The organism is uncultured Ruegeria sp. (assembly GCF_947497005.1).
Taxonomy (GTDB): domain Bacteria; phylum Pseudomonadota; class Alphaproteobacteria; order Rhodobacterales; family Rhodobacteraceae; genus Ruegeria.
In genome coordinates this window covers 85,963-104,225 of the sequence record NZ_CANMFF010000006.1, presented here as the reverse complement: position 1 = coordinate 104,225, position 18,263 = coordinate 85,963, and the positions used below count along the sequence as shown (strand labels likewise).

General features: G+C 57.0%; 16 protein-coding genes and 1 pseudogene. 7 read left to right on the top strand and 10 right to left on the bottom strand.

All coding sequences use genetic code 11. The features are described from left to right. Positions 1 to 79: 79 nt before the first annotated feature. Together Q0816_RS10245 and Q0816_RS10240 are read right to left on the bottom strand one after the other, a co-directional pair. Positions 80 to 1,906 carry a BCCT family transporter gene (locus tag Q0816_RS10245; RefSeq protein WP_298850067.1) on the bottom strand — a complete coding sequence of 609 codons (1,827 nt, stop codon included), beginning with the start codon at positions 1,904 to 1,906 and terminating at the stop codon, positions 80 to 82. Positions 1,907 to 2,331: 425 nt separating this feature from the next. Next, positions 2,332 to 3,276 (bottom strand): PDR/VanB family oxidoreductase, encoded by a 945-nt coding sequence (locus Q0816_RS10240; RefSeq protein ID WP_298850065.1) that lies wholly within the window; start codon positions 3,274 to 3,276, stop codon positions 2,332 to 2,334. A gap of 140 nt (positions 3,277 to 3,416) precedes the next feature. On the opposite strand from Q0816_RS10240, the gene Q0816_RS10235 reads away from it, so the two are divergent. From Q0816_RS10235 to Q0816_RS10215, 5 genes and pseudogenes are all read left to right on the top strand, one after another. Further along, positions 3,417 to 4,322: a LysR substrate-binding domain-containing protein gene (locus Q0816_RS10235; RefSeq protein WP_298850063.1), complete on the top strand. Its 906-nt coding sequence runs from the start codon at positions 3,417 to 3,419 to the stop codon at positions 4,320 to 4,322. Positions 4,323 to 4,425: 103 nt separating this feature from the next. After that, positions 4,426 to 5,583 (top strand): aromatic ring-hydroxylating dioxygenase subunit alpha, encoded by a 1,158-nt coding sequence (locus Q0816_RS10230; protein WP_298850061.1) that lies wholly within the window; start codon positions 4,426 to 4,428, stop codon positions 5,581 to 5,583. Between the two features lie 20 nt (positions 5,584 to 5,603). Next, positions 5,604 to 5,791 (top strand): annotated as a pseudogene (locus tag Q0816_RS10225) (aldehyde dehydrogenase family protein); the annotation flags it as partial. A gap of 2 nt (positions 5,792 to 5,793) precedes the next feature. Beyond that, positions 5,794 to 6,033, top strand: a complete 240-nt coding sequence (locus Q0816_RS10220; protein ID WP_298850060.1) for a hypothetical protein — start codon at positions 5,794 to 5,796, stop codon at positions 6,031 to 6,033. A gap of 45 nt (positions 6,034 to 6,078) precedes the next feature. Beyond that, positions 6,079 to 7,110 (top strand): GlxA family transcriptional regulator, encoded by a 1,032-nt coding sequence (locus Q0816_RS10215; protein WP_298850058.1) that lies wholly within the window; start codon positions 6,079 to 6,081, stop codon positions 7,108 to 7,110. Here Q0816_RS10215 and Q0816_RS10210 read toward each other — a convergent pair. The 4 genes from Q0816_RS10210 to Q0816_RS10195 are packed head-to-tail and all read right to left on the bottom strand — an operon-like array spanning position 7,069 to position 12,126. Next, positions 7,069 to 7,632 (bottom strand): hypothetical protein, encoded by a 564-nt coding sequence (locus tag Q0816_RS10210; protein WP_298850056.1) that lies wholly within the window; start codon positions 7,630 to 7,632, stop codon positions 7,069 to 7,071. The two genes, Q0816_RS10215 and Q0816_RS10210, sit on opposite strands and share 42 nt — an antisense overlap. After that, positions 7,625 to 10,579 (bottom strand): sarcosine oxidase subunit alpha family protein, encoded by a 2,955-nt coding sequence (locus tag Q0816_RS10205; RefSeq protein ID WP_298850055.1) that lies wholly within the window; start codon positions 10,577 to 10,579, stop codon positions 7,625 to 7,627. The genes Q0816_RS10210 and Q0816_RS10205 overlap by 8 nt, the downstream gene beginning before the upstream one ends. Further along, positions 10,576 to 10,863: a sarcosine oxidase subunit delta gene (locus tag Q0816_RS10200; RefSeq protein ID WP_298850054.1), complete on the bottom strand. Its 288-nt coding sequence runs from the start codon at positions 10,861 to 10,863 to the stop codon at positions 10,576 to 10,578. The genes Q0816_RS10205 and Q0816_RS10200 overlap by 4 nt, the downstream gene beginning before the upstream one ends. Positions 10,864 to 10,875: 12 nt before the next feature. Continuing rightward, entirely contained in the window at positions 10,876 to 12,126 is a 1,251-nt protein-coding gene (locus Q0816_RS10195) for a sarcosine oxidase subunit beta family protein (protein ID WP_298850053.1), read from the bottom strand. Between the two features lie 297 nt (positions 12,127 to 12,423). Between Q0816_RS10195 and Q0816_RS10190 the strand changes: the two genes are divergently transcribed. Together Q0816_RS10190 and Q0816_RS10185 are read left to right on the top strand one after the other, a co-directional pair. Further along, positions 12,424 to 12,663, top strand: a complete 240-nt coding sequence (locus Q0816_RS10190; RefSeq protein WP_298850052.1) for a hypothetical protein — start codon at positions 12,424 to 12,426, stop codon at positions 12,661 to 12,663. A gap of 67 nt (positions 12,664 to 12,730) precedes the next feature. Next, complete coding sequence (locus Q0816_RS10185; RefSeq protein WP_298850051.1) at positions 12,731 to 12,913, top strand: hypothetical protein; 183 nt, start codon at positions 12,731 to 12,733, stop codon at positions 12,911 to 12,913. Between the two features lie 136 nt (positions 12,914 to 13,049). Here Q0816_RS10185 and Q0816_RS10180 read toward each other — a convergent pair whose 3' ends face one another. The 4 genes from Q0816_RS10180 to Q0816_RS10165 all read right to left on the bottom strand — a co-directional run bounded on the left by Q0816_RS10180 (position 13,050) and on the right by Q0816_RS10165 (position 18,130). Then, positions 13,050 to 13,859 (bottom strand): methyltransferase domain-containing protein, encoded by an 810-nt coding sequence (locus Q0816_RS10180; RefSeq protein WP_298850050.1) that lies wholly within the window; start codon positions 13,857 to 13,859, stop codon positions 13,050 to 13,052. A gap of 326 nt (positions 13,860 to 14,185) precedes the next feature. Continuing rightward, on the bottom strand, positions 14,186 to 15,430 hold the full coding sequence (glp, locus tag Q0816_RS10175; protein WP_298850049.1) for a gephyrin-like molybdotransferase Glp: 1,245 nt from the start codon (positions 15,428 to 15,430) through the stop codon (positions 14,186 to 14,188). After that, complete coding sequence (locus tag Q0816_RS10170) at positions 15,423 to 15,908, bottom strand: plastocyanin/azurin family copper-binding protein (RefSeq protein ID WP_298850048.1); 486 nt, start codon at positions 15,906 to 15,908, stop codon at positions 15,423 to 15,425. The genes glp and Q0816_RS10170 overlap by 8 nt, the downstream gene beginning before the upstream one ends. A 14-nt stretch (positions 15,909 to 15,922) precedes the next feature. Further along, complete coding sequence (locus tag Q0816_RS10165; protein WP_298850047.1) at positions 15,923 to 18,130, bottom strand: HEAT repeat domain-containing protein; 2,208 nt, start codon at positions 18,128 to 18,130, stop codon at positions 15,923 to 15,925. Positions 18,131 to 18,263: the final 133 nt, after the last annotated feature.

The window sequence follows — 18,263 nt, the reverse complement described above, 5'->3', positions numbered from 1 at the left end:
GGCGTTCGCTTCGATGCCGATGGTCAAAAAAATCAGGCCGTCCATTTTGGACGGCCTGACCAATTTATTGGTTCATGCTTTATTCAGCAGCTTGCGTGCTTGATTCAGCGTGCTTGTCGCGCTGACCATCACGGTAAAGAGCCTTGGTCAGTGAGACCATCATCAGACCCATCACCATGGTAAATGGCAGTGCCCCGATGATCATCGCGTTACGCAGCGCGTTCATCGGATTGTTTTCACCCGCCGCAAGGATCAGCGCCCCGATCACGGCTGTCAGGATTACACCCCAGATGATGCGGTGCTTGACGCCGGTTTCCTGGCTACCACCGGACATGATGGTGTTCATTACCAGAATACCCGAGTCCGCAGACGTGACCAGGAAGGTCATGATCAGGATCACGCACATGACGTTCAGCATGGACAGCAGTCCGCCGTCAATCATGTAGGACAGGGTCACGAACAGTTTGTTGGTGTTCGATGCGCCGATGATCGCGCCTTCTGCTGCACCTGCCAGTTCCAGATCGATCGCGGTGCCGCCCAGTACTGTCATCCACGCAAAGCAGACCAGTGCCGGTGCAAACACACAGCCCAGGATGAACTCACGTACAGAACGACCTTTGGAGATGCGCGCCAGGAACAGACCCACGAAAGGCGAGAACGCAATCCACCAGGCCCAATAGAAGGTGGTCCAGCCAGACTGCCATCCGAACTGACGACCTTGCTCACCCGCTGCATAAGCCGCGGCCAGAGTCGCTTCGTCCAATTCGGCAGCTGCGCCTTCCAGACCGCTCTTGAAGCCGTCAAAGCTGCCCCAGGCGTTGGTTGCGCCACCAATCAGGGCGTCGGCATGCGCCTGTGCTTCAGCCGGAAGTGCCGTGGCAAAAGCTTCGGTCGACAACGGACCATATGCACCAAAGCTCAGCGAGAGGAAGTGCAGAAGGTAATCAACCAGCGCTGTACCATAGGTGGTCATGGCAAAGACGAATGATCCGAAGATCACGAACGTGCCCAGCAGGATGATCGACAGAACAAGGTTCAGGTTTGACAGGTATTTAACGCCGCGGCCAACACCCGAGACCGCCGAAATGATCGACAGACCCATGATGACAACCAGACCTGCGATCAGACCAACTTTGCTTGGGGTGGGAACTTCACCACCGAAATCCATGATCCATTCCATGCCGGTAATTGCATAGAGACCATCGATGAACTGGCTGACACCAAATCCGATAGTGACGGACACACCGAGGATCGTTGCAACAACGCCCAGTACGTCAACCACATGGCCAAGGAACCCGTTCATCAGACGACCAAACAGCGGCGTGAGGGCAGCGCGTATAGTTAGGGGCATGTCACGGGTATAGGCGTAATAGGCCAGCGACAAGCCGGTCACCACGTAAATCGCCCAAGCATGGAAACCATAGTGGAGGAAGGTATAGCGATACGCGGACTGAATGGAATCTGGATCGTTACCCGCAACTGCGCCTGCCACAACTTCGGGGTTCGATCCCCACAGACCCAGCGGTTCTGCGGTTGCAAAGACCATGAGGCCAACACCCAGCCCCGCACCGAACATCATCGAGAACCAGGAGAAATTTGAGAATTCAGGCTTTTCGCCCGGCGTTCCCATAACCCGCTTTCCAGTCGACGGGAGGGCTGCCACAATTACAAGGAAGACGACAAACAGGCCAACAATGACAACGTAGAAGCTGTTGAATACTTCCAATATCATGCCATTCCAGCTGCCAAGTGTGCTGTTGGCATTGGCTGGGAAGACGAGCGCCCACAATACAAGGGCAACCATAATGCCCTTACTGATCAATGCGATCGGGACGCTGTAATTTTCATAGAAACCGGCATCGGCCGTTTCTATCTCTAGGTCCGTAAACGGTTCGGGTATCGACATGTTGCGTTTCCTCCATGAGTGTGCCGTTCTTATTCTTCCAGATAGAATCTGGAAGCCATCGCGCGCTACGGCGTCAATTAACGTGCGCGATGCACCTGGTTGTGAGTGAGTTGCGAACAGCTCAGCGGTAAGTTGCGAAAACTGTGCTCTGTTCCGTAGCACAGTAGGTCGCCGATTTCCTCCCGGTTTTCACCGCTTCCAAGTGGCGTTTAGCTCTAAGCGGCAGACTAACCTACTGTAGAACCTGATCGTAGTATTGCGTGAAGTGACTGCGTCTTTCAATTTGGAAAAACCTATATCGATGGTGAAGAGTGCTCACTCGAGAATCCGACACTTATTTTATGCGAAACGACCAACGCATACACTCCTTGTAGATGTTAGCGAGAACAGGATTGGCATGCGATTGGTGATGATCACGCCTCAGTTCAAAGTTTCAGAACCAGTTTTTCGGATTTGGCACGCGACACGCAGGTGCACAGGAATTCGTGGGTTTCCTGCTCTTGTGGGGTAAGAATCCCGTCGCGGTGATCAACCTCACCAGACACGACATCCACGATGCAGGATCCGCACAGCCCTTCCGAGCAACCGAAATCAACCTGTACACCATTGGTCTGCAGAACTCCGAGAATGGTCTCATCCTTGCGGACAGGATAGATCGCGCCGGTTGACTGGATTTCGATTTCAAATTCGGCGTTTGGGGCATGCTCGATATCTGATGCGGTCGCAAAACGTTCGAAATGAATCGCACCGCCGCGCAGCGCAGCACCAGCTTCGAGAACGGCATTCAGCATCGGTTCTGGTCCGCAGGTATAAACATCCGCACCCATAGGCATCGATTGCATGACCGATGCCAGACCAAATTGCCCGTCTGTGTCGTCGCAGTGCAAATGATACCATTCATCCAGTCCCAGCGCCCGGAACTGCGTATCCATTGCGGCGTATTCTTTCGAACGCACAAGGTAATAAACCCGAAAACCCTGCCCCCGGTTCAGCAATTCCCGGGCCATTGCAACCAGCGGTGTGGCCCCGATGCCGCCGGCTATCAGCGTGATGTGCCGATCATGGCTTTCGAGTTTGAAATGGTTTCGAGGCCCACCGATTTCGACCACTGCTTCATCCTGCAAAGAATGCATGGCCAAAGAGCCGCCGCGCCCGTCGTCCTCACGTTTGACGGCTACATTGATCAGGCGACCGTCCTGGCTCCAGCTCCACAACGAATACTGCCGCACCAGATCATCGGTCAGATGGATATCGACATGCGCACCGGGTTCGAGACCTGTGAAGCGGCCGTTTTCGATTTCAAAGCAAAAATCGGATGTGTCCGGGCTCAACCGTGTCTTACGCACGAGGCGGGCAACTTGTGTTTCCATCACATGTCCAGTTCGGTCTCAATCGGTGCTGATCGGGCAGTTGGCAGCAAACAGCAGGAAAAAAGATGGATTTCAATTGCAAAATTTCTCACATTCGGATGAATAGAGCTCACCTTTAGCCTGTAAACAACGCGGCAATCATGTCACGACGTCACTATAATCTTCCTCCGCTCACGACATTATCGGCCTTTGAAGCCGCCGCACGGCATCTCAGTTTCAAGGACGCTGCGGGCGAACTTTCCGTGACGCCGGGTGCCGTCAGCCATCAAATAAAGGCGCTGGAAGGTGAATTGGGTGAAGCGCTTTTTATCCGAAAGCATCGGGGCGTCGAGCTGACCGAGGATGGCCAGGACTTGTTTGAAGCGCTCGGCTCGTCCTTTCGGCAGATTTCGAAGGTGTTGGAAAAGATTCGCAGTGGCGATTCCGAGAATCATGTCACCGTTGGATCGACCACCGCCGTTGCGGCGTTGTGGCTATCTCCGTCCGTTATCCGGTTCTGGCAGGACTATCCGCACGTAAAAGTGAACCAGATGGCACAGGACAAGGCGCTTACAGATCGGCCGGATATCGACTTTTTCATCCGCTACGGGCGCGACGTGAATTCGCAGCTTACCCATACCAAACTGTATCGCGATATCCTGACTCCGGTTTGCAGTCCCGACATGGCAGCCGAATTGAAAGGCGCGAACCTAGAGGACCTTGTCGCGCGTCGTCTGATCCATCTTGAAACGCAGGATAACACGTGGACGACATGGCCTTCCTGGTTTCATGATCTGGGATATTCAGGTGTTGTACCAGTGCAATCGCGCGTGAACAGCTATGCGCTGGCATTGCAGGTGGCCCGGAAAGGGGCTGGGCTTGCATTGGGATGGAAACGCCTGATTCAGCCCATGCTGGCCACTGGAAAACTTGTTGCGCTGGAAGAGTTCAGCATCCCTGCCCCGAACAATTTTTATCTCGTCGGGCGCCCGGACGACCAGCTGACAGAAGGTGCCATTGCGTTGAAGAATTGGTTGCTGGATGAGTTATCTGATGGTTCGGTTTAGCTTGCCTCAATTGGCCATTAGGTTTTTTCATATTGAATGAAGCGGGCTCAACCGGCCTATGGGAAGCAACACAATCGCATTCCGGATTATTCAGGAGTTACCGATGAACAAGCACGCATCGCTTTCGTCCGTTCTGACCCCAGTCAACACCGCAAAGGGGTTGCCGAACGAACATTATGTCGACCCCGTGGTCTTTGCCGAGGAACGGGATGCGGTTTTGTTTGCAAACTGGTCCGGCATCGGTTTCGGCAAAGACATTCCCGAAGCGGGGGATGCTTACCCGATCGATTTCCTTGGTACGCCGCTGTTGATGGTGCGCGATCGTGACGGCCAGATCGGTGTATTCCAGAACACCTGCCGTCATCGTGGAATGATTCTGGTCGACAAACCGCAGAAAATCCGCGGCGCGATCCGTTGCCCTTATCACAGCTGGTGCTATGGCCTGAATGGCGAGTTGCGCACGGCCCCCCATGTCGGCGGACCCGGCCGGAACACGCATGAGGATCTGGATTTCGCCGAATTGAGTCTGGTCCGTATCCGGGCATATGTCTGGCGGGATGTTGTCTTCGTCAACGTCGATGGCAACGCCCCGGAATTCGAGGAAGTTCATGGCGAGCTGATGGAGCGCTGGAAAGACTTCGACCAGCCGATGCATCACGGCGGCACAGGTGCGTCTGTCCGTTTGGAGTTGGATTCGAACTGGAAACTGGCGGTCGAGAACTTCTGTGAAAGCTATCACCTGCCTTGGGTTCACCCGGGTCTGAACAGCTATTCGCGTCTGGAGGACCACTACAATATCAACGAGCTGGGCAAATATTCGGGTCAGGGCACACATGTCTATCGCCAGTTCGAAGGACAGGACGGCGAAAAGCTGGATGATTTCCAAAACCTGAGCGAACAGTGGATCGAAGGTGCGGAATACATCGTTGTGTATCCGAACACTCTGCTGGGCGTTCAGCGTGACCACGGCTTTGCCTTCATCATCGATCCGATCACCCATGAAAGGTCGAACGAGCGGATTGAGCTGTATTATGTCAAAAAGCCCGAAGACGCGCCCGAGCACGAAGCGTTGCGCGCCAAGAACGCGCAGCTTTGGAAAACCGTTTTCGAAGAAGATTTGTTCGTGGTTGAGGGCATGCAGAAAGGCCGTCACGGCGTCAAATTCGATGGTGGTCGTTTCTCGCCGATGATGGATGGTCCAACGCATTGTTTCCACCATTGGGTGGCCACTCAGATCGAACAGGCCCGCGAAAAGGCATGAGCAACTTTCTGCAGCACGGTCTGGCCCGGTCCCATTTGGTGGCGCACATGCCGAGGGCGGGTCAGGTCTTTAACAGCGAATGTTTGCTGGTGAAGTCCCACCCCCGTTCGGTGGTGCCGGAAAATCCGGTTTCAGGCGCAAAAAAGGACTGGAAGCGTTGTATAACTACGTGCGTATCAAAAACACCGCGATTTCGCTGAAAGGCTGACCGTGGACCTGCAAGAACTCGATAAGCGACTGCTGCAGGCCCATGCGGATCACGATGTACCGACATTGATCCGACTGTACCACGAGGCAGCAAGCCAGGCCGAGCAACGCAAGGACCACGACGCGGCCTGTTTTTACCTGACACATGCGTTCGTATTCGCACTGGAATACGGTGCGCCCGAAGCGGATGAATTGAACCGTAAACTCTACGAACGCGGTCGCGCTCAACGTTTGGCGTTCTGACGAAATCAGTGTAACTGGGTTATTGCGCTGGCAAAGAGACAAAGCATGACCCATTTCACCTTTTTATGTCTCGACGATTTCCCGGTTGCTGCCCTGTCCATGGCCATCGACCCGCTGCGCGTGTCCAACGAAATCAGTCGTAAGGATGATCTTGGCTGGACCGTCGTATCGGAAGACGGTCAACCGGTCATGTCCAGCTCGCGCCTCAGCATCAATCCCGACAAGGCATTGTCCGAGGTGAACGAGACGGACGTGCTGTTGGTCTTTGCTGGGGCCTCGACGCGTTTCCGGGATCGCAAAGCGTCGGGCGGTGCCCTGCGGCGCCTTCTGTCCCATGGTGCGCGGATCGGATCCGTGAGCGGATCGCTCTTTGCGTTAGCGGAAGAAAAGTTCTTTGATGGTTACAGTTGTAGTGCTCATTTCTGCTATACTGCTGCTTTGAAAGAGCAATTCGACAAGGTCACCTTGTGCGATACGCTCTATACCATTGATCGAAACCGGATGTCTTTTGCCGGGACCTCGGCGGTGTTCGAATTCATGTTAGGTGTGATTGCGGACCAGGTGTCCGATGCGGTTGCCATTGAAACGGCCTGCTGGTTCCAATACGCGACTTTGCGCGATGCAGATACTTTGCAGGTTCTACCGGGCTATAGCAAAGATCAGACCCGCAATGGCCTGCCCCGCCCGGTTCGACGCGCCATTGAGTTGTTTGCAAACAACATCGAGAACAAGGTCTCAATCGAGCAGATCTCGAAACTTGTTGGTATGTCCATGCGGCAACTGGAACGGCACTTCAAAAAAGAAACCGGGATCAGTCCCGGAGGGTACTATCGCAGATTGCGGCTGGATGCGGCCCGGCAGAAGCTGCTTTATACCGACCAGTCCTTGCAGGAAATCGCGCTGTCGGTTGGCTATGACAGCGCCAGTTCGTTCTCAAGCAACTATCGTCGCGAGTTTGGCTTGCCGCCCACGCAAGAGCGCAAGGAAAGAAGCCGCGGTGCAAGACACGCGGCTTTGTCCCTTGGCCAACCCTCGTCACAGGGCCTTGGCCACCTCGATCAGCGCGTGGTGAACTGAAATCGCATAGCTGCGCGGCGCGTAGACCGAGAAATCCGCGCCCGCTTCATTACACCGCAAAAGGCATCCCACGTGATGGATAGCACTGCGGTTAAAGGCTCCGGCCTGCATCTGCTCGACATCCAGAACTGTCAGGCGTTGCAACAGGTCGATGGCACCCGGCCCGGTCATGTCGATGCGTGTGAACACGTCCGACTGATCGGTGACGGATGCGATGCCATCCAGCTCGGTTGCCATTCTCCGGGCCAGCTCCAATGGGCCTGTATAGGCCTCTTCGCACAGGTACTGATCTGGACCCAGCCAGTGCAGACTGCTGGTTTCACCCTTTTTCCACTGTCCGGCGTCAGGCGCTGCGATTCCACAAACGGAGTGAAGCTTGGTCTTCAGAGCTTCTTCTTGCCCCGGGCGGGCCGAGACAGACGCCAACGCCACATCCTCGCGTTCCTGAAAGGTCAGAGTTCCAACCACGTCCTGTTTGGGTTCGGTGCCACCAATGGCGGTCTTGGCAACAAAATCACGCACGGAGCCGTTCTCCTTCTGGGTCAACGAAATGCGCGCTGACAAGCGTCGCTTTGATGTTGGAGTCATCCACCGGACTGACGATGTGTACGGTTTCTCCCAATCGCTGCGCCCCGCGTTTGACTAAGGCCAGTCCGATGCTGCTGGACAAATTGGGCGAATAGGCTGCTGAGGTTACATAACCCAGATCGTTTTCCGGCAGGTGCTGGGCATTCTCGTCAAAAACGTGACCACCTGCCAACACGATTTCGGTATTGTTAACCGGCTGGATGCCGACCAGTGACAGACCATCGGGGTCCGATAGAGCCTCACGCGCACTGAGCGTTGAACCGATGCTGTCTTTCTTGGTCGAGACCATACGCCCCATTCCCAGGTTATGGGCGCTGGTGGTGCCGTTCAGTTCATTGCCGGTCGCATGACCCTTTTCTATTCTGAGCACGCCAAGCGCTTCGGTTCCATATGGGGTAATACCCATAGGCTTCCCAACCTCCATCAAATGTCGGATCAGCGCGTCGCCGTACCGGGTGGGAACGGCCAATTCATAGGCCAACTCGCCCGAGAACGAGATACGGAACAGCCGTGCGGGGATGCCATTCGCAATAGTGACCTCTCCGCATGCCATGAAGGGGAAACCCTCATTGCTTATGTCAATATTGTCATCGACGATCTTCTGTAACAACTCACGCGATTTCGGACCCGCAATTGCATATTGTGCCCACGCGTCTGTGGTCGAGATCATCTGCACATCCATGTCCGGGAACAGGCACTGATGCACAAATTCCATGTGGCGATAGACACCAACCGCGTTGGCGGTTGTTGTGGTGACCACAAAGTTATCTTCGGCCAGGCGGGCGGCAGTACCGTCATCCATGGCAATACCGTCTTCGCGCAGCATCAGGCCATAGCGGGTCTTGCCCACTGGTAGTTTGGCAAAGCCGTTGCAATAGATCTTGTTGAGGAACACTGCCGCATCCGCGCCCTGCACGTCGATTTTGCCAAGCGTGGTCACGTCGCAGACGCCGACACCACTGCGCACTGCCAGAACCTCACGGTCAACAGACTCGCGCCAATGGGTCTCACCTGCCTTGGGGAACCATTGTGCGCGTAGCCAAGGACCTACCTCGACGAACACTGCGCCCTGTTCTTCGGCCCATTGGTGGCTGGGGGTCAGTCGGGTGGGTTTGAACTCTTTGCCAACCGAACGCCCGGCCCAGGCTCCCATCGCCACCGGCGTATAAGGTGGTCGGAAGATGGTTGTGCCGGTTTCGGGAATGCTCTTGCCGGTAACCTCGGCCATCACGGCCAACGCGCCGACATTTGCGGTCTTGCCCTGATCTGTCGCCATGCCCAGCGTGGTATAGCGTTTCAGGTGCTCGACGCTGCGGAAGCCTTCCTGTTCGGCCAGTTTGACGTCTTTGACGGTCACGTCATTCTGAAAATCCAGCCAGGCGCGGCCCTTGCCGGGCACGTGCCAGAACGGCATGATACTGATCGCATTATCCTCACCTTTCGGCAGGTCAACCGGGCAGGCCTTGATTCCCAGCCCGTCAAGCGCCGCAAGGGCTGCGTTGGTGCCCGAGGCGATTGCCCCAAAACTGGTCAGGTTACCAGCGGCGGCACCGGCAGCGACCATTCCTGTTGGCATCTCTGCAGGCGGAATAAAGGCTGCAAGCGGCTCGAACCATTGCGGGCGACCGCGTTGATGACAGGTCAGTTGCACATTCGGGTTCCATCCCCCCGAAACGCCCAGACCGCCGACCTCAATCGGTCGGGTCTGGCCGTCGGCCATCTGCACGGTGATTGATTTCAGCCCCAGACGGCCCTGCGCGTCGGTGACTTGCGCACCTGCCAACAATTCGCACTCGGCAATGCGCGGTGCGTCGCCGCGCGGATCGATCACAGCGACAACTTTGACACCGGCCTGGATCAGATCTTGTGCAGCGCGGTGGCCTTCATCGTTGTTGGTGAAGATTGCCACGCGTTTGCCCGGCGTCACCGCCCAGCGGTTGGCATACGCCCGCATTGCACCTGCAAGCATAATACCCGGGCGGTCGTTGTTTTCGAAGGCAATCGGGCGCTCTGTAGCCCCCGCACACAGCACCGATTGTTTCGAGTAAATGCGCCACAGGATCTGGCGTGGTTTACCTGCTTCCGGCACCGCCAGGTGATCTGAAACTCGTTCGAGCGCGCCGTGAATACCATGATCGTAGGCACCGAACACCGTGGTGCGCGTCAACAGGCGCACGTTGTCCATGGACGCCAGCTCGCCCAGCGTCTGCGCGACCCAATCGGCGTTAGAGACACCCTCGAACCTGTTGCAATCGGCCAGCAGACGACCACCCATCTGGCTGTCTTCATCTGCCAGAATGACCCGCGCGCCAGACCGTGCAGCGGTCAGTGCTGCGATCAGCCCTGAAGGCCCCGCGCCGATGACCAGCACGTCGCAATGCAGATAGCCTTTGTCATAGATGTCCGGATCAGCTTCTTGGCTCAGTCTTCCCAAACCGGCGGCCTTTCGGATCATCGGCTCATAGAGCTTTTCCCAGAATGCCTTGGGCCACATAAAGGTTTTGTAGTAGAAACCCGCCGTCAGAAACGGTGAAAACCGGTCATTGATCGACAGCGCATCGAATGCCAGCGAGGGCCAGCGGTTTTGCGATGTTGCCTCGAGCCCGTCGAACAGCTCAATCGTCGTCGCGCGCGTATTGGGCTCCTGCCGGTTGCCCGAACGCAGCTCGACCAGTGCGTTGGGCTCTTCCGAGCCCGAGGCCAGTACACCACGCGGACGGTGGTATTTGAACGATCGCCCAACCAACCGTACGTCGTTGGCCATTAGCGCCGAAGCCAGCGTGTCGCCCTGATAGCCTTCGTAGGATTTGCCATCGAAGGTAAAGCGCAGCTTTTTGGAGCGGTCGATCAGACCGCCTTGCAAACGATTGTTCTGGGTCATTTTCCCCGTCCTGTCTTGCGGGCTACATCCCGCGCCAATTCCGTTGCCAGAATTTCGTGGGTCAGCGTGTTGCGCGTCACCACCAGCCACGAGCGGTCACCCTGCTCGTGGAACCACAACTCACGATGGGTGCCTGCGGGGTTGTCGCGCAGGTAGAGATAGTCGTGAAACTCTGGTGCGGCCGTGTCGGATTGCCAGTCGGGTCGATTGATCAGGCTCGCGTCGCCCAGATAGGTGAATTCGGATGTGTCACGCGGGCCAAGCAATGGGTGATTGATAATCATGTCCGGGCCTCCTCAGTGCAGGTTGGGCTGTGCGCCCATGCCTTTTTCGTCGATCATCCGCCCGGTTTTGAACCGGTCCAGTCGAAAAGCGGTTGCAACCTCATGTGGGCGCTCCGTGGCCATCAGATGTGCAAAACAAAAACCCGAAGCAGGCGTTGCCTTGAAGCCGCCATAGCACCAGCCACCGTTGAAAAAGAGCCCGTCAATGCCGGTGCGATCAATGAACGGCGAGCCGTCCATCGACATGTCCATCACCCCGCCCCACATCCGCAGCAGGCGCGCGCGACCGATCATCGGCATCAGGGACATGCCGCCTTCGGCCACGTCCTCGACCACCGGCAAGTTGCCGCGTTGTGCATAGGTGTTGTAGCCGTCGATATCGCCGCCAAAGACCAGACCGCCCTTGTCCGACTGGCTGACATAGAAATGTCCGGCGCCATATGTGATCACACCGTCCAGGACCGGTTTCAACCCTTCTGACACAAAAGCTTGCAGCACGTGGCTTTCAATCGGCAGGCGCATCCCGGCCTGGGCCATCACGCGACCCGAAGAACCAGCAACCGCAACGCCAACCTTTTTGGCGCCGATGTAGCCACGCGTGGTTTCAACGCCCAGAACCTTGCCGTTTTCGATACGGAAGCCTTTGACTTCGCAATTCTGGATGATGTCGACGCCTCTTTGATCCGCAGCGCGGGCATAGCCCCAGGCGACCCCGTCATGTCGTGCCGTTCCACCCCGGCGATGTAACAGACCACCTTTGATCGGAAAGCGGGCGTCGTCAAAGTTGAGGTACGGATACATCGCCCGAACGCCTTCGGTATCCAGCAATTCAGCACCGGACCCAGTGAACATCATCGCATTGCCGCGGCGGCGATAGGCGTCACGCTGCGCATCCGTGTGACACAGATTCAGAATGCCGCGCTGACTGACCATCGCATTGTAGTTCAGGTCCTGCTCCAGGTTCTCCCACAGCTTCAGCGACAGCTCATAGAAAGGCTGATTGCCATCCAGCATGTAATTGGCGCGGATAATCGTCGTGTTACGACCGACATTGCCGCCGCCGATCCAGCCCTTTTCCAGAACGGCAACTCTGGCGGCTTTGTGCTCACTGGCCAGATAGTATGCCGTCGCCAGGCCGTGACCGCCGCCGCCGATTACAATGAAATCATAGTTCGATTGCGGCTCGGGATCGCGCCACGCCGGCGTCCAGCCCCGGTGCCCGTTCAGAACCTGCCGCATAATCGCGAGTGCCGAATACCGCATATGGATGAGTCCTTAACCCTTTGTGCGTCGATGCACCTTGAGCCACCTGGAAGGTCATAGTCACGACGTAATCCGTCACGGAGTTTATCAGTTACGACAATTTTTTGGGGGGTATGCGGGCTTCATACGATCTCGAATTATGACGACATGTCGATTGGGCCGCGTTCATGAAAAATTTTGCGCGACTAAAAAATGCACAAGCTGGCAAAACGCGTGCTGACGCTAAGGCCACCATCAACGACAGAGGCGTGACCGAGTGCTCGATCCGTAACCATTTGACTGAACAGGGATGGTCGAATGTTGTTTTCTGGACAAATCGAATGGGCTTCGGGTGCTTCCTGGCACGCTGTGGCGCACCTTCACGAGCTGCACGACAGCACCAGTATCAGCCGCATCCGGCGTTATACGATGACCCTGAATAATTCGCTGGACGCCTGGGCCGGCCCAAGCCGCAGTGTATTCCAACCCGGATTTCTGTATCTGGCCCGGAATTCGGAACATAAGCACCAGCCGAAGCCGCAAGCCGTCAATGTGTAGCCTTCCGGTATGAACTTCCAGAAAATCAGCTTCAAAGAGGCGCAAAGGCTCAACCGGTATGTAAATTATGACGACATCCATTGCATACTGTTCGAGCCAGATCGTAGCGCAGGATATTGCGGACGGGATCAGCAGGGTTGACGATCTGCGGGCAGGACACCGTCGGTTCGACGATTGCTTTTGGCGGGATCGCTCGTCTGAGGGCTACAAGGCCCGAGCGTTCTTTCCGCTGCATTCTGGATCGCCGTGACATGGTCACACTCAAAGCCGTTAAGTGCGATGCGCCAGCACAAGATGGGGGTGCCGTCGTACCGAATGCGTCCGGGTCTGGGTATCACCGCAAACCGTTCCGTTCTGGGTGAGTCCGCTATTGCCTGGTAAGCAGATCAGCCCGCAGGTTTACGCGCAATTTGACTGACATACGACATGTAGCCAAAGAACCGGTTTTGCGACACGCGCGCGTGCGCTTCGGCCTTAAGAGCTTCTGCGGTTGTAGCCTGAAGGACGCCTGTCTCGGCCATCCGGTCCGCGCCCCGATCAATGACCGTCAGAAAATAGGTGGCGTCACCCTCTGCCACATAGCCATGGCCCCTTCGACGGCCCAGTTCGAACCCGGAACGAGTCAGAAGGCCACCGATTTGTCGCATGATCCATAGGTTGGTGACATTCTGGTTGATCATGAACCGAACGAGTTGATCCAGAGGGTCAAAATCGGCGATCTGAGCCGTCGCGGTGTCATAGTCACCATCGCAAATCGCAAAAACTCCGCCGGGCTTCAAAATGCGATAAACCTCGGAGATTACATCCTCCGGACCGGGAACGTGACACAGCAGAGTATGCGCGACCACAAGATCGACAGAGTCGTCTGCAAGCCCGGTTTCCTTGGCGTCACCTACGTCGAAACGAAGCCGATGATCCGCCGCGAAAGTCTCATTCGCGCGTTCCACCATGATCGGAGAGGGCTCAATCCCCAAAGCCGAGCTTGCCCCGGCCAATGTCACCAATTCCTGTGTGATGTAGCCTGTGCCTGATCCCAACTCGACTGCGAATGCATCTTGCGCCAAATTGAAGTCTGACAGGTAACCGGATCGTATTTCCATCTGCGCAGAATCCTGACACCTTGCGTCGATTGCATCGGCAATGCGTTCCTGAAGCGCCGTATCCTGTGCGGCCAGATCAGAATAAGGATCGGACATAATGCGCCTCCTGCCTGCAATGGGAAATCCTAGCGCGTCTGCGCTGTTTCTGCAAAGTCAGCAATAAAGAGGCGTTCCGGCAGGCAAATCGGCTTGGTATAGGCCGTTTGCTCAGGGGGCAACTCCGGTTCCTCAGCCGCCGGGTTGTTCTTCGATTGCTGCAAAAGAACTGACGATGCATTTACGGTTTCGATAAACGTGGAGCGGTCAGGTCTGGTTCGAATTTCTCTTGCCGTCCCAGAACAAACACATCAATCGTCCGTTAGCTCAGCACGATTTCAGGATTTTGACTTGCCACGCCACACGCATGGCGCGGCGTGACGTGATCAGAACCTCAACAATTCAAGCATATGCCCTTCAGGAAGTTCCTCGACCTCTGCCGGTATGATTGCCAACCCGTCTGCTTGCGCCAGCAAAGCCACACGACCGCTGTAGGACGGTGCCATCAGACGCAATCTGGGAAGGCCGGATGACGAGTTGCCGTCAACCTGAACCGGGCGATATTCCTGTCGACCCGCGCGGCGACGCAGGGGTTCGGCCAGAACGGCCTGCACAGGTATTTGAGGACTGTGATCCAGGCCCGCGCGGCGCGCCATCATCTGAGATCCGATGATCTGCCATGTTACGTAGGCCGAAACCGGATTGCCGGGCAGCCCAATGTATAGTGCGCTTGCACGCCGTCCGAACATGATGGGCTTGCCTGGTTTCATCGCCACCTTCATCACATCGGTTTCACCGCCAATTTCGGTGAACAGCCGCGGCATGTGGTCTTCATCTCCAACGGACACGCCTCCGGTTGTTACGATCAAGTCCGACGTCTCACACGCTTCGCGCAACACCTTTTCCAGCCGCGCCGGATCATCTTCGACCGACCCCCGATCGGTCAGGTCGATCCAGGGTTTCTGCAAAAGAGCAAGCAGCGTGTAGCGGTTTGAGTTATAGATTTGCCCCGGTCCAAGAGGATCACCGGGTTGGCGCAGTTCGCTGCCCGTGGAAAAGATCGTAACCTTCAGCTTTCGGTACACTACGACCCGGCCGTATCCGGCCGAGGCCAGCGCTGCCATCTCGCGAGGCCCAATCTCGCAGCCACGGCGCAAGATCGGGCCTCCAACGCACAGGTCTTCGCCCGCGCGCCGGATATGCTGTCCGGGTTTGGGGCGCCGACTGAATTGGATGCAGTTGATCAGAAAATCGCAATCTTCCTGCATCAGTACGGCATCGAAATCGGGCGGCACAGGGGCGCCCGTAAAGATGCGTAAAGCGCTGCCTTCAGGTGCGTCATGATCACCACAGTCGCCAGCGGCCATGCGCCCTGCCACGGGCAGTTGGAACACAGGCCCCTCGCCCAGATCACGGGTACAGACAGCATATCCATCCATGGCAGAGTTATCGAAAGCGGGCATATCCACCTTGCTCTTGCAATCCTCGGCCAGCACCCGACCTATCGCTTGTGTCAGTGGCAAAGTCTCGGTGTCCACAAGGGGATCTGCAACTGACAGACCACGCTTAAGGGCGTCATCCACACTCAGATACATTTGGGCGTGCCCATCGCAGGCGCATCCATCAGCCATTTTGAGCCTCCAAGTACGCAAAGAGCTCCTCGAAACCGGCGCGCTCAGCATCGCCGAGTTTGGGCAAATAGGCCTTGGCCTCCTTCAGATTCGAACTGGGATCGCCAACGACCAGCAGCATGACCATGCCATGCCGACCATGCACGCGGCAGCGGATGCCATAAACGCCCTCTTTCTCAAAGGTCAGATTCAGCTCGGGTTTGCCGCGAATCTCAAATGCGCGCGCGCCGACGGGAATCATGCGTAGGATGGACGTCACGGTGTGCCGCCCGGTTGAGCCCTTGAAGCGTACGGTGGCTCCTGCGGGGACCTGCAGGTACTTGGGTTCAAATCGAAACGCGTGTGCTGGCGTGTCTGCATTCAGGTCGATGATCTGATGCACGACGGCGACCTCGGGGATGTCTTCGGCCTGTGCGACAGGGACAAATGCCATTGTCCCCGCCAGGATTACAGCACTTAGTTTCAGCGAAGTCGTCATCTGTCCCTCCGGGTTCAGGCCGCCCGAGAGGTGTCTCCCAGAAGATCGGCCAGCGCGCTGATCATCACCGGCCATTGCGCGCGGCGACTCTCGTCGCGCAGCTCAGCCAAAAGTTCGCGCCCAATGGACAGCACCACAGGCGTACTGTCATTGACATAGGTCACGATCCTCTGTTCGGGATTGGCCACTAGAAAGGGCACGATGGCCGCCGCCGCCTGTTCCGGCGCGGTTTCCGACAAGAGACACATTGCCGCCTGACGCACCGGGGCGGAAATGTCATCAAGCTGACTGCGGGCAACGTCGGGTGTGTCGTTCCACTTTGTCAGAATGCGCATGGCGTCGATGCGAAACGGTGTGTCACCGGTTTTCAGCATTGCCCGAAGCTTTCCACGCATAGCGTCCTGAGGTGGCAGGTCTGACTGTTGCAGCAGTTTGAGAGCCTGCAGGGACAAGGTCGAATCTGTGTGTGACAAGCCTGCCGAGATCAGTTCGATCAGTTGGCTGTCACTCAGCTCCGCCCCATGCTTCGCGATCGAGATGCTCAACGCCGCGAGGGCCTGCGCTGCGATATCGACCTCAGTGTCCTGCGCGATCCGGGCCAGCATGATCTGCATTCCAGACACTTCGCCCAACAGTCGAATAGCGGACACGCGGGTCTCGCGCTCCAACGCTTCGGCATTGTCATCAAGCGCCACACGGCGGCGTTTGGGATGACGGGTAGCCTTGGCCAACAGTGCCTGTTCCCGCGGTGTCAGTGGCTGCATCTCTTCAACCTCGGCCTCTTGTGTCATCTCTGCTGCAATCGCGTCATGACCAAGGATCGCACCCAGACTTGACGTCGGGCCGTTGTTGCCGCCGTCCGAGACATCCAGCCCGGCTTCTTCCAACGCGGCAATGTCAGTTCGCGGGGCCGGTTCTTCGGGTTCTTCCCCGGTCAAGACCGGTATTGAGGCAAGTGCGAAGGACAGCAGCAATTCGCGGCCCTGCTGCTGGTTCGCATGCGGGCGGCTTTCATCCGTCACGATCATCGCCAGCGACGCTACGGCCTTGAGCCGCACCGACCGGAACGGAGACCGGCAGGCCATTTGCAGCCACTCTGCCGCCTCGTGCAGGGGAGAGGTTGCCAGTGCATCGACGAAGGCCCATTGCAAGCGCTCGGCCTTCAAATCATCCACTTCGACCGAAAACAGTGCGTTCAGGCGATCTGTGACCACTGCGGGCGCAAGTGCTGCCAGCAGGCCAAAAGCCTGCGCGGACACTTCGGGTTGCTGGCCGGTGGCCAGATAATCCAGCACCTGCCAGCGCAGATCGTCGGTGTCAACGATTGGGGTGCCACGCTCCAGCCGCTCGATCAAGGCCAGTTGAACCTTAGCCCCGGGATCGCGCATCATTCGGTCCAGCAGTTCAGGTTCCGAAAAACCCGCCAGGATCAGCGCCGCGATGCGGATCTCTTCGGCGCCGTCGGTCAGAGCTTGTTCGACCAATGCCGGGTCGTTTGGCATCAGCGCCTCATAAGCAATTAGTCGAACCGCGTCATCCTTGTCCTTCAACGCTTTGCGTAAAATGGCGTCGGCCTCGGCCTCGCCAATCTCGGCGAGTGTCCGCAATGCACGTTGGCGCAGTCGGCGGTTCGAAGATTGGGTGAACACACCCAGCGCCGGCACCGCAGGCTGACCGATCCGGCCCAGTGCCTCGCAGGCGACATCGCCCAGTTCCTGCCCGTCTTCGTCCATCAGGGCCAGAACGATGGGCTCAATCGCTGTTTCGTCGCCCATCCTGCCAAGTGCCTTGATTGCAACGATCTGAGTATCCAGCCAATCGTCCCATTCATCCTGATGCAGCTCGTCTTCATCCCACGTAATCTCGTCGCCGCGTCCAGTTACAAGTGCTCTCAAATAAGGCGCAGCATCCTTGGCCTTCAGTTCAGCCAGCGCTGTCACGCAGGCCAGTTTCACCTCACCGCAGGGATCGTTAATCAGGTTCTCCAATAGTTGCGGCACCGCTTCCCGAACGCTCAAATCTCCCAGTGCCTGGGCTGCGTCTTGCCGGACATCTTCATCATCGTCCAGCAAAGCCTCGACCAGGGCGGGGCTGTTCTTAGCCCCAATCGCGGCTAGAGCCTGAATGGCACGCAGACGGATCACGTCAAATTCGGATTTGGCGAATTCGGAAAACAGGAAGGTGGCCTCATCGCGCAGGGCCGTGACGGAGTGAATGTTCATATCAAGCTGCCGTGTTGCGGTTGGGCGGGTTGGGTGAAAGTGGAAGGCAGGTTTCCCAACCGATACCTGCCTTCCAGTGAGCTGGGGACGCCCGGCCCAAGGTCCCTTCTGCAGTGGGACCGATCCGGGGGCC